Genomic DNA, 13,031 nt, shown 5'->3' on the forward strand with positions numbered 1-13,031 from the left:
AGCCAAGAAAGGCTTTGCTTTGAACGATTTCGTCGCCACCCTGACCCGCTGGGCCGTTCGCATCCTGCTGATGCTTGTGGGCCTGGTCTTCTTTGTCAGCCTGCTCACCGCAGCGGCGCTGCTGGCCCTGGTCTGGGCCGTGCGGGCGCTGTGGGCCAGGCTCACCGGCCAGCCGGTCATGCCCTGGGCCATGCGCATGAGCCCGCGGGCTGGCTGGCAGACCGTCTACCGCTCCGGCTCCGAGTGGATGGCCCAGCGCCCGCAGCGCGCCTACGGCGCGGCTGAAGGCGGTGGCCGTCGCGCAGGTGCAGGCGCAGGCGTGCTGCCGGGAGCGGGCGAGGTGACCGACGTTCAGCCCCGTGAAGTGCGCGAGCCCTGAAGCGTCTTGCTGCAGCCTTTACGCGGCCTGCGCATCTTCGCGCCCAGGCCGCGCATATCGGCCCGTATAGTCTGTAACCCTCGGGAGCCCGTGCAAGGCTCCCTTTTTTTTCTCCGAGCCGTTCTGGCTGCTTGCCGCCGTATCCAGCCAACCCGCAGGCGGCCTGTGCAGCATGAGAGCGTCTGCCGCGTCTTCTTACCATTGAGCCCTATGACCCAGATGGATCTTCATCGCGTCTTCGAACTTCAGTACCAGGCCAGCCGGGCGCAGGTGGACGTGCCGCTGCTGGTGCGCCGCGAGAGGCTGCTGCGCATGCAAAAGCTGCTGGACGAGCACGGCCCCGTGCTGGCTGCCGCAGTGCAGGCCGACTTCGGCATGCGCTCGCCACGGTTGACCGAGATGGTGGAGCTGTTCGTGCTGCGCAACCTGCTCAAGCACACGCTGCGCCATCTGGCGCGCTGGTCGGGGCGCCAGCGGGTGCGCACGCCGCTGATGCTCATGCCGGGCCGTGGGTGGATAGAGCGCCAGCCGCTGGGCGTGGTGGGGGTGATCTCCCCGTGGAACTATCCGGTGCAACTGGCGCTGGGGCCTGCCATCACGGCCCTGGCCGCGGGCAACCGCGTCATGCTCAAGCCCAGCGAACTCACGCCGCACACGTCGGCGCAACTGGCCGCGCTGGTGGGGCAGTTCTTTGCGCCCGAGGAGTTCGCCGTGATCGAGGGCGATGTGAGCGTGGCCACGCAGTTCTCGGGCCTGCACTTCGACCATCTGCTGTTCACCGGATCGACGGCCGTGGGCCGGCGCGTGGCCCAGGCGGCCGCAGCGCACCTGACGCCGACCACGCTGGAGCTGGGCGGCAAGTCGCCCTGCATCGTCTCCACCGACTGCGACCTGAAGGAGGCAGCGCTCAAGATCGCACATGGCAAGCTCGTCAACGCAGGCCAGACCTGCATTGCCCCCGACTACGTGCTGCTGCCGCGTGGACAGGAGGCCGAATTCGCCGAGGCCTTTCGCGCCGCCGCGCAGCGGCTGTTCCCGCGCTTTGCCGGCAACCCGGACTATGCCGCCATCCTCACCAAGCGCCACCTGGCCCGCCTGCGGCAGATGCTGCGCCAGGCCCAGGGCATGGGCGCCCATGTCGAATGGATGGAGGACGGCGGCGCCAGCCAGGAGGGGGCGGACATGGCCTGGGGTGATGCCGTGGAGCGCCAGATGGCACCGGCCCTGGTCTTCAATGCCACCAGCCAGATGCAGCTCATGCAGGAGGAGATCTTCGGCCCCATCCTGCCCGTGATCAGCTACGACAGGCTGGACGACGTGGTCTCGGCCATCAATGCCGGGCCCAGGCCGCTGGCGCTGTACTGGTTCGGCCGCGACGAGAAGGTGCGTGATGCGGTGCTGTCACGCACCATCAGCGGCGGGGTGACGGTCAATGACACCCTGCTGCACTTCGCGCACGAGAACCTGCCCTTCGGTGGCGTGGGCGACAGCGGTTGGGGTGCCTATCATTCGGAGCAGGGCTTTGCGCGGCTGAGCCATCAGAAGGCGGTGTTCGTGCAGTCGCGCTGGTCAGGGGCCGCCATGCTGTATCCGCCCTATGGTGCGAAGTTCGATCGCATCATGGAACTGATGCGCCGCTGGCTGTGAGCAAGGGCTCGATCGGGCGTGCTGCCGGGCATGCCTGCATCGTGAGGAATTGTCAACTGATTCCTTGGCGAGCCTTGTGTTGCATGCACTAGCTGCTCTTTTTTGAAGAGCACATAGCACATCCGATAGCCGAGGGCAAGAAAACGAGCACAGCCGTACTTGCGTGCATGGCTAAGGGGCTCGATGCACGCAAAAAGCGCGATTCCGGTGAAAATCACGCCCTTCTATTTTCACCTGTTTTCGTTTCGGTTTTTCCATGTCTAGTATCCAGGTTCGTCCAGCCACTCTCCGCGATGCAAAAGCGATTGCCCAGATCCATACTGCTTCCGCCATGGAGGCTTACCGAGGTCTGGTTCCCGATGACCAGCTCAAGAGCATGTCGTCGGTAGAAAAACGCCAGGCCTATTGGCGCGAAGCCATTGAATTTTGCGAGCCCCAGGTTCAGGTCGCCATCGATGGCGACAAGATCGTCGGCTTCGTCGGCTTCGACCGCTCGCGCGATGAGAAGTCGCGCCAGACCACCGGTGAAATCTGGGCCATCTATGCTGCACCTACCCACTGGAATCAGGGTGTGGGCGTGGCCCTGTGGGACGCCGCACGCGACGGCCTGCTTGAAGAAGGCTGCACCAATGTCACGTCGTGGGTGCCGCTGCGCAATGAACGCGCGCTGCGCTTTCACGAGCTCGCCGGCTTCAAGCGCGAAATGTCCACCGCCAAGACGGCCCAGGTGGGTGGTCTCAAGATCGAGGAAGTGCGGCTCAAGCGCGCACTGAACTGATCGGGTCTCCGACCCGCCTTCCCCCTAAATCACTCACGGAGCAGCAGGCCTTGTCCTCTTCCCAGAACTGGTCCCTGCTGCAATGGCAGGAGAACGAGGCCACGCAGGCAGCGCTGTGGCGCGCGGACAGCACCATGACCGCACCGCGCCGCATCGTCATCGCCGACGACAGCCTGTCTGCCGACAGCGCCTACCGCCTGGCCTGCGAAGGCCAGGCGATGCTGTGGCGCGGCGATTTCCAGAATGCCAGGCAATTGCTGTCGGCGCTGGGCCGCCGCCTGGACAAGCCTGCACGTGAGACGTCCGCCAAGGCTCGCCATCGGCGGGCCGGCAAGGAAGACGCCAAGCCTGTCTTTCCCCATGCCTTCCACCTGCACCGCCAGGCGCTGGCGCAGCGGGCACGCATTCTGTCCAGCGTGATGATCGAGCTCGATGCCAGCTGGCATTGCGCCCTGCGCCGCGCACCGGACTGGAGCGAGGCCTGCCGCGAGGCCTGGGGCGACATTCCCGCCGATCAGGGTGCGCGCAGCGTCATCGTTCCCTTGCGTGAACTGCTGGGCGCGCTGGGCGCGCATGAGTGGCGCAAGAAGGGCGTGGCCCTGGCTGTGCCGGGCATGCCGGAGTTCAGCATTCATCCGCACTACGGCGTGTTCTCCCCGGTGCGCGGCGAGTACCTGGATCTGGTGGCGCAGGCGCCCCTGCCGGCCGCAGCCCAGCAGGCCGATGCCGCAGTCTGGGATATCGGCACGGGCACGGGTGTGCTTTCCGCTCTCTTGCTGCACCGTGGCGTGCGGCAGGTGGTGGCCACCGACCTGAGCGACCGGGCCCTGGCCTGTGCGCAGGACAACCTGCAGCGACTGGGATTGGCGCAGCGCGTGAGCCTGCGCAAGGCAGACCTGTTCCCCGAAGGCCGGGCCGCCCTGGTGGTCTGCAATCCACCGTGGTTGCCGGGCAAGGCCAGCTCCCTGCTGGAGCAGGCCGTCTACGACGAAGGCAGCCGCATGCTGCGCGGCTTTGTGCAAGGCCTTGCAGCGCATCTGCTGCCGGGCGGCGAAGGCTGGCTGATCCTGTCGGATCTGGCCGAGCATCTGCAACTGCGCTCGCGCGAGCAATTGCTGGAGTGGATCGAGGCCGCTGGCCTGCAGGTCCTGGGCCGAGAGGACATCCGCCCACGCCATGGGAAGGCTGTGGACGCTGCCGATCCGCTGCACGCCGCACGCGCTGCCGAAGTCACCTCGCTGTGGCGCCTGGCGCCTCGCTGATCGCCGGCACCCACGCTTTCATCCCGGTCAGGCGCCTTGCGCTGCCATTGACTCGTTTGCCTGCTGGGGCAGCAGATGCTGCAGCCGCTCGCGCAGCGCATCCGCGCGCTCGTTGCCGGCATGCTCCTGCACGGTCTGCAGCAGCTGCAAGGCGGCGGCCTGCAGAGCCGCCAGGTCGCGCGCTTCGCGCAGCAGATGGCGCAGCACCTGGGCCTTGTCCTCATGGCGGTTGGCGAACATGCGCTCGCACAGGTCGAACAGATACATGCGTGTGCCGGCCAGATTCAGCGTGGCGGCAGGGCCTGGTGAAGCGGGTTGCCTGGCAGCGGCAGGCGCCATCGCGGGGCCCTGCGGCTGGGGCGATGTTTCGATGGCATTGCCGGCCAGGCGCTGAAGATGGCCGCTGTCTATCAGCTGCTGTACCAGCTCCCTGGCCTGGGCACCCAGCACCTGCTGCAGCTGCTCCTCGGTGCGGCCATCGGCCATCAGCAGCACCGAGCGCTCGCGCAGCGGCAGGCTGCGCCGGCCGGGCTGCAGCTCTTCAAGGGCCTTGGCGGTTTTTTGCAGCAGCATGGTTGGGGCAGGGGAGTCCGACAAGCCCCGATTGCACGTTACATGAATGACCGTGGCGTGAAAAAGCCATGACAACTGGTCCGGTGCAACTTGCTGCGGCAAGGGCACAATCGCCTGCCGCCGCCTTGATGAGGGGCGATTCGAAGGGGCAGGCGGCCAATACGGGCTGCAGGAATATTGTTTGATCTGTAACAGGAAGACGGGGCTGCAGGTCCCGGAACACAGCTGATGAGACTGTTGCTGGCGCCCATGGAGGGCTTGCTTGATTTCGTGCTGCGCGATGTGCTCACGCGCGTGGGCGGTGCGGACCGCTGCGTCTCTGAGTTCATCCGCGTCACGGGGACGCTGCTGCCCGACAAGGTATTCCTGCGCACCATGCCGGAATTGAACAATGGCAGCCGGACGCTGGCGGGGGTGCCCGTGCGGGCCCAGTTGCTGGGATCGGACCCGGACAGCATGGCGGCCAACGCGGCCAATCTGGCGCGCCTGGGGCCGGAGGGCATCGACCTGAACTTCGGCTGCCCGGCTAAGGTGGTCAACCGCCACGGCGGCGGCGCTGCGCTGCTGCAGGACCCGGAACAGATTGCGCGCGTGGTGGGCGCCGTGCGTGCCGCCGTGCCAGCGGCCATGCCCGTGTCGGCCAAGATGCGGCTGGGTTTCAATGACACCGCCCTGATGACCGAATGCGCCCAGGCCATGCAGGCCGGCGGTGCCTGCGAAATCGTCGTTCATGCCCGCACCAAGCTCGATGGCTACCGCCCGCCCGCCTACTGGGAGATGATCCCGCGCATCCGCGAATCCGTGACCGTGCCCGTGGTGGCCAACGGCGAGATATGGACGGTGCAGGAGGCGCTGCGCTGCCGCGAGCAATCGGGTTGCAGCGACCTGATGCTGGGGCGGGGAATCGTTGCCGACCCGGGCCTGGCGCTGGCCATTCGCGCCGCCGTTGAAGGTGAGCAGACCCCGGCCGCCGAGGTGTGCTGGAGCGACCTCGTGCCCCAGGTTCAGCGCTTCTGGGACATGGTCTGCGAGGACTTGGAGCCGCGCCAGCGCGCAGGCCGTCTCAAGCAATGGCTGAACCTGCTGCGCCGCCGCTTTCCCGAGGCCGAGCAGGCCTATCAGGAGGTGCGCACCCAGACCGATCAGCGCGAGATCACCCTCTGGGTCCAGGCGCTGGCTCGGCGCCAGGAGTGGGCGGGGTTGTAGCGCTGTCGTCCGCCTACAGCAGGTGGTCCGGAGCCAGCGGGCCCAGGAGCTTGAGCATCAGGCGCAGGCCCCAGCTGGCATCGGGCTCGCTGTGCTCGTCGGCGCGGTCGCTGTCTTCCGAGGCCCGCCAGACCAGTCCTCCATCCTTGTCGATCTCCACGCGCCAGCTGCCGTCCTGCAGGCCCTCGTCAATACTTTGCGTGGCCAGCCTGCCGAACTCGCGGCTGGCGATGAGCAGGGCGATCTCGGTGTTCTGCAGTTGCGAGCGCAGGTCCAGATTCATCGAGCCGACTGCCACCAAGTGACCATCCACCACCAGCAGCTTGGAATGCAGCATGGCGCGCGAGGCACCCGTGGCGCCTGAAGGACCGCCACCGCCACTGCTGCCCGAGCCAAACGCAGAGCGGACACTGGCCGCTGTGCTGCGCATCTCATAGAGTTCAACGCCCATCTCCAGCAACGCCTTGCGGTGGCGTGCATAGCCGGCATGGGCCAGGGGCGCGTCATTGGAGGCCAGCGAATTGGTCAGGATGCGCACGCGCACCCCGCGTTGCCGCGCGCCGCGAAACGCCTCCATCATGTCCGGACCGGGCACGAAATAGGGCGAGACCACCAGTAGATCGCGTCGCGTCTTGCGGACCAGGGCCAGCAGGCCGTCCACTACCGAATCGGCCTCCAGTACCGGGCGCGCCGCCTGGCGCAAGGCCGGAGTTGGCTGGCCCATGGGCAGCGTGCCAGCAGGCTTGGCCTGCGGGCTGTTCGGGGCGGGTGTGGCTGGCGCAGACGCGTCCGCACTGGTGCTCGGGCTGTCATCCCTGTCCAGCGGGATCTTGGCCGGCTGGTCCACCAGCACGGCGGCCGAGGCCCAGGTCCATGGCGCCTTGCGCAAATCCATGGGCTGCTGGTCCCAGATGATGCGGCTGTGTTCGGCGGCCTGCTCAGCCGTCTTTGCCTCTTTGGCGGCAACGGCTGGCGTAGGGTCCTCGTCCTGCGCCTGATCGCCATCATCGGCAAAGCGCTCGCGCAGCTGCTTGAGCTCCTTGAGACTGATGAGCGACTGAACCGGATAGGCGCGCGGGTTGTTCCAATAGCTGTCGAAGCTGCGTGACAGATCGCCGACCACCGGCCCCGAAGCCAGCACGTCGAGGTCCACGAAATTGCTGGCGCTGTCCGCGTCGAAATACGCATCGCCCAGATTGCGCCCCCCGATCACGCCCATGGCGTTGTCGGCAATGAAGAGCTTGTTGTGCATGCGCTGCTGCGCCCGCTGGAAATCCGTCAACAGCGTATAGGCCCGCCCCAGCACGGAACTGCGTGCGCCCGCCAGCGGGTTGAACATGCGCATCTCTATGCCCGGCACAAAGGCCAGCCGCATGACCTGCGCATTCGCACCCGTGCTGTGGAAGTCGTCCAGCAACACTCGCACCCGCACGCCACGCCGCGCCGCCTCCACCACGCCGCGCAGCAGGCGCTGCGTGCTCTCGTCGGCATGGATGGCGTAGTACTGCAGGTCCAGCGTCTGCTGCGCGCCCTCGACCAGGGCCAGCCGTGCGCCGTAGGCGGCCTGGGCGCCGGACAGGAGGGTGAAGGCAGAGGTTTGAGGCCTGACGCTGGCTGGCCGCAATTGCTGCACCAAAGAGCCCAATGGCGTGCTTTGCGGAGCTTCCAAGGCGGCAGTGACGGGGCGATCGACCTGAGAGGGCAAGCTGCTGGCGCAGCCGCAGACCACGGCGGACACCAGCAGGACAAGCGTGGTCCGCAGGCCTCGGAAGAGGCTGACGGATGGAAGAGGCTGTAGGTTGCGAGCGCCGGACATGATTCGAAGATTTGGCCCAAGGATCGGTCAATCGGGTGTCGGACGGCTGCGCCAGCCGCTGGTCCAGGAAGCTGCTGTCCGCGTCAGAAGCTGGCGCGCCCTTCAACACGAGCAACAACGCGCAGATCCGGCCCTATACGCTGCACATCGTGCAACTCTAGCGCAAGGGCCTCGGACAGCGCGTCCAGCGGCCCGAAACTGGCAATGCCCATGCCACCCGTGCCCAGCAGCTTGGGGGCCAGGTACAGCAGCAGTTCATCGACCAGCCCTTCGCGTATCAGCGAGCCATTGAGCTTGAAGCCTGCTTCCACATGCAGCTCGTTCGTACCGCGCGCGGCCAGGTCACGCAGCATGGCGGCCAAGTCCACCTTGCCGTGCGCGTTGGGCATGTGGATGATCGTCGCGCCAGCCGCCTGCAAATCTTCGGACCGCAAAGTATCCTGACTGCTGGTGTAGATAAGGCAGCCGCCGGGCGTCTTCAGCACCTGGGCGGTGAGCGGCGTGTCCAGCCGGCTATCCACCACCGCGATGCGCGGTTGGCGCTGGGTAGGCACTTCACGCACGTTCAGACGCGGATCGTCTTCCAGCACCGTGCCTATGCCCGTCAGCAGGGTGCAGGCCCTCGCGCGCCAGGCATGGCCGTCGGCACGTGCCTCGGGCGAGGTGATCCATTGGCTGACACCGTTGTGCAATGCGGTTGCGCCGTCAAGGGAACTGGCGGCCTTCATGCGCACCCACGGTATGCCGCGCAGCATGCGGCTGAAGAAGCCGATGTTCAGTTCGCGCGATTCGGCTGCACCTGGTCCCACCTCCACCTGTACACCTGCAGCACGCAGCCGCGCAAAACCTTGGCCAGCTACCTGGGGATTGGGGTCGGTGAGTGCGCCTACCACCTTGGCAACGCCTGCAGCGATCAGGGCATCGCAGCAGGGACCTGTACGGCCCTGGTGCGAGCAAGGCTCCAGCGTCACATAGGCGGTTGCTCCGCGCACATCCTCGCCCTGTGCTGCGGCATCGCGCAGCGCCATCACTTCGGCATGTGGGCCACCAGCCTGCTGGGTGAACCCCTGGCCAACGACCCGGCCATCAGGTGCCACCAGTACGCAGCCTACGCGCGGATTGGGGGAGGAAAGAAAAAGCGCCTGGGCGGCGAGCCCAAGCGCTTGGTGCATGTGTCGAGGGGAATCTGCCATGGCCGGCATGGTAAGGCAGCTTGGCTGTGTGTCTTACTTGCCCCAGCAATCGGCGTTGAATGCCGAGTCCGACGAGACCTTTCCATCGGCGCCGCGCAGCCCGGTGTTGCTCAGCGTATAGGTTCCGCATTTGTCGCCTGTCTGCGGGCCACGGGGCACTGCCGTCAAGGTGTAGCTTGCGTTGCTATTGTTTGCTGCGAATCCGATGGTGTAGCGCTTGCTGTTGTCGCCTGCCCAGGTGAGGGCGGCCGGCAGTGCAGTGGGATAGACGCCCGTGGCGGTAGAAGCCCTTTCCAGCCACTGCTGGGCCTGCAGCAGCCCCGCACGGGCATCGGCCCTGTGTCCGCGGCGTATGTACTCGGAGTAGCTGGGTATGGCAATGGCCGTGAGGATGCCGACGACCGCCACCACGATCATCATCTCGATTAAGGTGAAGCCTTGGTTCTTGCGTTTCATATATGGCTGCTCAACTGGGATGAAAGATAACATCCGCAAGCCTACTTGATGTGGCGCCAACTGGGGCGCAGGGATTCTTCAGGCATGGGTGCGAGCTTCTCCTTCTCGTTTTTCGAATCAATATCGATATTTATCTTGCTGCTGGAGAGCACGGTATGCGATCCCTTGCTGACCTGTGCGCGCGAGACACCGCCATCATTGACATTGAAGAAGCCATCCTTGTTCTTGTCCACGATCTGCACGGTCGGCCGCTTGCCGTCCATGATGTTGATCAGCGTGCGGTACTGGCGCTCCTCATCCACGGAAGTGGACTCGCAGCTTTCTACGCTGAGATCCACGTTCGAACCTTTGGCCGGCACCTGCGAGTACACCGTCAGGATGTTGCTTCCGTCATAGAACTCCATTGGCTTGAGCAGGCGTTCCCCAATGGCGGGCATGTCCATGAACCAGCCGTTGTAGTTGGCCCAGGTTTCCTTCTTAAGTTCGTTTTCCGCATTCCTTGCATCCACCGTGCCGTATTCGCCGTTGCCGAGTTCGCTGATTTTCTGTTCGGCCAGCTTGGCATTGGCTACGCCTTCGCCCAAGGCCAACGGTGAAGGCACGCAGGTGGTTGCTGATGGCGCGCAGACCCCGTCGCCAGGGTGCACCTCCAGGCGCTTGCCTTTGGCGGTGTCGATGATGCGGTAGCGTGTGTTGTCAAGAACTGAGTAAAGGCTTTGCACCTGTACGCTGTTGGGATCGTCCTGGGTGACGTTGCGGCCCGTGCCGAACGCGATCATCATGCCGGTCACGGGGACCGTCTTGGCATTTGTTCCCGTGCCTATCGTCATGGTGCGGTCATTGGTGCGCACCGTAGGTGCGACCGTGATGGGCTGTACATTGGTGCGTGCGGACGAGTTCAGTGCGGTCGGCCCCTTTGCCGTGAATAAGGGCTGACCTCTGAAGGCCACGTTCCAGTTGGAATCGTTGATGCTGGTCACATCGAACTTCCAGAGATTGCCCAGGTTGTCTCCGGCATAGATGACGTCGGGTCGGCCATCGCCGTCGATGTCCACCAGGCGCGGGGCCGACAGGCCGTTGTCTGCCGCCTTGCCTGTGCCAGCCGTTTCCGTGGTGACGGGGATACGCACCAATTCCTGTGCGCCATCCAGATACTGGACCAGCAGCACGGGGCGTTGATTGGCACTGTTGTAGCCATTGCCCATCACCACTGCCCAGCGGTTGTTGTTCATGCGTGTGATCTGCGTGGTGCGCATGGGGTCGTTTTCGTCGAGCACGGGGCGGGCGGTAATATGGCCGATATCCCTGTCCTCTTCCACGGCTTTCAGGCATGCGGCCTTCTCGGACACGCCTATACCCGTTCTTGCGCAGTCAAGCACCGTCTCCCCAGCGCCGCGGGTACGGTCGAGTCTCACCAGTTGCGAGGCATTGGCTTCGGTGAAGCCCAGAGCGCCATCCGTGGTGGTGGCTGAGTTTGGATTGGTGACATCCAGCACGAAGTAGCCCTTGCCTCCGGCGCCAAGGGCTCCCACCAGCAACGTACGCCATTTGGCCGCGTAGTTGATCGCATAGTTAGGATCGTCGGTCGCCTGGATGCCAGTGCCCAGGTCCACATCGCCAGTCATTGGCGAGCCATCCACGAAGTATTTGTGCGTGCTGTTGTAATCGGGAGATGTCAGCAGCTTGAGGTTGGGAATCACGCCGCGGGGGACATAGGCAATTTTCTCGCTGCCGTCGGCGGCCGAAAAACCGTGCAGCATGCCATCGTTGCCGCCCACATAGATCATGGGGGGGCGATCGGCATTGTTGCGTGTGAATTCGGCATAGCCGGTCAGGGCATAGCTGCTCGAAGGTTTGCCGAGATACCACACCACGGAATTGATAATATCGCCCTGGCGGCTCTTGCGTTCGCGGAATGGTTGGGATGTGGTGTAGCCATTGTTGTCGGAGCCTTCCAGGCTGCGGTCACCCCGGATGAAGTTGAGCCGGTTCTGTCCGTTCGTTGCCACGGTGACACTGGTGTCGCTGGGGTTGAACCCCAGCATTGCCTTTTGCGCCGTGCTCAGATTGGCCTCATCGTTGGCCCATTTGAAGGACGTGCCTCCTTTGTATTTGGTGGTGTCCCATTTGTCGCTCCAGCTCAGGATCAGACGGCTAGCCACGCTGGTCAGCGCATCGAGCTTGTCTGCCGTATTTTTTCCGCCCCATCCGGGGGCGGAAATCGTCGTGCCATCCTTTTGCACGGTCTCTGCCGTCACGAAGCCCTTCCAGGCGTTCTGCGGCTCATAGGCACCGGTGAATTTGCCGACATCGTTGCGTGAGGCGTTGGAGCCACTGGTGGCAGTGGATGTCAGGTCGGGTTCGGTCTGCGTGTTGATCTGACCAAAGATCTCACGGAAGGCCTTTTCCAGATCCTCGCCTTTTTCCACGGCATAAAAGCGTCCGCGACCATTGAGTGCCGCATGCCACAGATCCAGGGCATTGCGCGACTCCGTGTTGGCGGTCAGGTCAGGCCAGCCGATGGTGCCGTTGGCCAAGCCTGGGAAACTTCCGTCGTAGCCAAACGGTACCATTTGTGTCGGACGCGTGATGGATGAATAGCTCCATTCGAACGCCATCTTGCTGAAGCCGATGGTGTAGGTCACCATGTGGGGCCAGGTGGCCGGGTTGTAGCGTGGATTCCAATAGCGATCCAGCGTGGCAGAGGTGCCGCTGGCATTGGTGAAGGTTTCGGTGGAGGAGGCCTTGCGGTAGTCGGCGGTAGGCTGCATGGTCCCTGTCAACCCCGAAGTCTGCAGCGGATTGGCCCAGCTGTAGAACGCCCAGTCGGCCAAGGTCGTACCTTTGGATTCGTCACGGTAGAGGGCGGATTTCTTTTGGTCCGCCGTGCTGCCGCCGTACACCATGTTGTCGCTGAACTTCAGGTTGGTCGCATTGTCTCTCCAATTCGTATTGGGGACATTGGTAGCTGTGCCATTCCAGCGGCCATCGGTCATCATGATGTGGTAATTGCGTCGGCAGGCAAGGTAAGGCGCGCCGGTATTGCCTGGATCGCTGGCCCACGGTCCGTCCTTGCTGACTGCGCGGCGCATGTAACTGTCCGCCTGACTGAACATCAGGTGCGACGGTGTGCCGTTGCTGGGGCTCAGGTTGTTGATGAAGGAGATGAAGTTCGTGCGATGCGAACCTTGCAGCGGGCGCATGGAGTTCGTATTCATCTGGACGGCGCTTCTGCCACTGCCGCTGTCCACATTGCCGGCATCGGAAGAGCGACCGTTGTTCCACATGGCCTGCCAGGCCAGTCGGATTTTCTTGTCGGGCAGCAGCGTGGTGTCTCGGAAGATACCGCCGGATCCATTGTTACCGATGAGTGCGTACTTGAGTACGTTGACACGGCGGCTGCTCATGGGCCAAGTACCATCCGAGTTGGGTGTGGTCTGGTTGCTCGCGCCGCTGGTGCTTTCGCTGTCGAGCCGGAAATTCATACTTCCCGAATCGTCAATGGAGATGATGACGTTGGGTGAAACGTAAGGTTCCTTAGTGCCGGGCGGCGACTGCGAAAGATCCAGCGCCATGGCGCCTTGCGGCAGCAGCGCGGCTGCCGCGGCCAGCGAAAGCAAGGTCCGGCGGAAGGTGTGCAGCGAAACGGGGGGCTTGCATTTCATGGCGCTTGCTCCTCTTAGTGTCAATATGGTGAATGTGGAAGGGTTTGCATGCCTTG

General features: G+C 64.2%; 10 protein-coding genes. 5 read left to right on the plus strand and 5 right to left on the minus strand.

The features are described from left to right. The first annotated feature begins 19 nt into the window (after positions 1–19). The 4 genes from PO605_RS11970 to PO605_RS11985 all read left to right on the plus strand — a co-directional run bounded on the left by PO605_RS11970 (position 20) and on the right by PO605_RS11985 (position 4,066). A complete protein-coding gene (locus PO605_RS11970; protein ID WP_016447736.1) occupies positions 20–379 on the plus strand; it encodes a hypothetical protein in 360 nt (119 codons plus the stop codon). 210 nt (positions 380–589) lie between these two features. Beyond that, entirely contained in the window at positions 590–2,026 is a 1,437-nt protein-coding gene (locus PO605_RS11975) for an aldehyde dehydrogenase family protein (RefSeq protein WP_016447735.1), read from the plus strand. Positions 2,027–2,282: 256 nt separating this feature from the next. After that, positions 2,283–2,804 carry a GNAT family N-acetyltransferase gene (locus tag PO605_RS11980; RefSeq protein ID WP_026062042.1) on the plus strand — a complete coding sequence of 174 codons (522 nt, stop codon included), beginning with the start codon at positions 2,283–2,285 and terminating at the stop codon, positions 2,802–2,804. Between the two features lie 50 nt (positions 2,805–2,854). Then, positions 2,855–4,066, plus strand: coding sequence for a N5-glutamine methyltransferase family protein (locus PO605_RS11985; RefSeq protein WP_047469171.1), 1,212 nt, complete (start codon positions 2,855–2,857; stop codon positions 4,064–4,066). A 27-nt stretch (positions 4,067–4,093) separates the two neighbouring features. Here PO605_RS11985 and PO605_RS11990 read toward each other — a convergent pair whose 3' ends face one another. Further along, on the minus strand, positions 4,094–4,639 hold the full coding sequence (locus tag PO605_RS11990) for a hypothetical protein (protein ID WP_047469175.1): 546 nt from the start codon (positions 4,637–4,639) through the stop codon (positions 4,094–4,096). Positions 4,640–4,867: 228 nt separating this feature from the next. On the opposite strand from PO605_RS11990, the gene PO605_RS11995 reads away from it, so the two are divergent. Then, entirely contained in the window at positions 4,868–5,845 is a 978-nt protein-coding gene (locus PO605_RS11995) for a tRNA dihydrouridine synthase (RefSeq protein WP_016447731.1), read from the plus strand. 13 nt (positions 5,846–5,858) lie between these two features. Here PO605_RS11995 and PO605_RS12000 read toward each other — a convergent pair whose 3' ends face one another. The 4 genes from PO605_RS12000 to PO605_RS12015 all read right to left on the minus strand — a co-directional run bounded on the left by PO605_RS12000 (position 5,859) and on the right by PO605_RS12015 (position 12,975). Continuing rightward, positions 5,859–7,661 carry a phospholipase D family protein gene (locus PO605_RS12000; RefSeq protein ID WP_047469178.1) on the minus strand — a complete coding sequence of 601 codons (1,803 nt, stop codon included), beginning with the start codon at positions 7,659–7,661 and terminating at the stop codon, positions 5,859–5,861. Between the two features lie 83 nt (positions 7,662–7,744). Beyond that, complete coding sequence (ribD, locus tag PO605_RS12005) at positions 7,745–8,863, minus strand: bifunctional diaminohydroxyphosphoribosylaminopyrimidine deaminase/5-amino-6-(5-phosphoribosylamino)uracil reductase RibD (protein WP_082001475.1); 1,119 nt, start codon at positions 8,861–8,863, stop codon at positions 7,745–7,747. Positions 8,864–8,887: 24 nt separating this feature from the next. Beyond that, on the minus strand, positions 8,888–9,310 hold the full coding sequence (locus PO605_RS12010; RefSeq protein ID WP_016447728.1) for a type IV pilin protein: 423 nt from the start codon (positions 9,308–9,310) through the stop codon (positions 8,888–8,890). Positions 9,311–9,351: 41 nt separating this feature from the next. Further along, positions 9,352–12,975, minus strand: a complete 3,624-nt coding sequence (locus PO605_RS12015) for a pilus assembly protein (protein ID WP_047469181.1) — start codon at positions 12,973–12,975, stop codon at positions 9,352–9,354. Positions 12,976–13,031: the final 56 nt, after the last annotated feature.

Origin of the sequence: Delftia sp. DT-2, from assembly GCF_028401915.1 — a bacterium.
GTDB classification, from domain to species: Bacteria; Pseudomonadota; Gammaproteobacteria; order Burkholderiales; family Burkholderiaceae_C; genus Comamonas; species Comamonas tsuruhatensis.

Excerpts from the sequence above, each read along its gene's own strand:
- PO605_RS11995 (WP_016447731.1), top strand. The coding sequence starts at position 4,868 with ATGAGACTGTTGCTGGCGCCCATGGAGGGCTTGCTTGATTTCGTGCTG.
- PO605_RS12010 (WP_016447728.1), bottom strand. The coding sequence starts at position 9,310 with ATGAAACGCAAGAACCAAGGCTTCACCTTAATCGAGATGATGATCGTG.
- PO605_RS11980 (WP_026062042.1), top strand. The coding sequence starts at position 2,283 with ATGTCTAGTATCCAGGTTCGTCCAGCCACTCTCCGCGATGCAAAAGCG.
- PO605_RS12000 (WP_047469178.1), bottom strand. The coding sequence starts at position 7,661 with ATGTCCGGCGCTCGCAACCTACAGCCTCTTCCATCCGTCAGCCTCTTC.
- ribD (WP_082001475.1), bottom strand. The coding sequence starts at position 8,863 with ATGCCGGCCATGGCAGATTCCCCTCGACACATGCACCAAGCGCTTGGG.
- PO605_RS11990 (WP_047469175.1), bottom strand. The coding sequence starts at position 4,639 with ATGCTGCTGCAAAAAACCGCCAAGGCCCTTGAAGAGCTGCAGCCCGGC.
- PO605_RS12015 (WP_047469181.1), bottom strand. The coding sequence starts at position 12,975 with ATGAAATGCAAGCCCCCCGTTTCGCTGCACACCTTCCGCCGGACCTTG.
- PO605_RS11975 (WP_016447735.1), top strand. The coding sequence starts at position 590 with ATGACCCAGATGGATCTTCATCGCGTCTTCGAACTTCAGTACCAGGCC.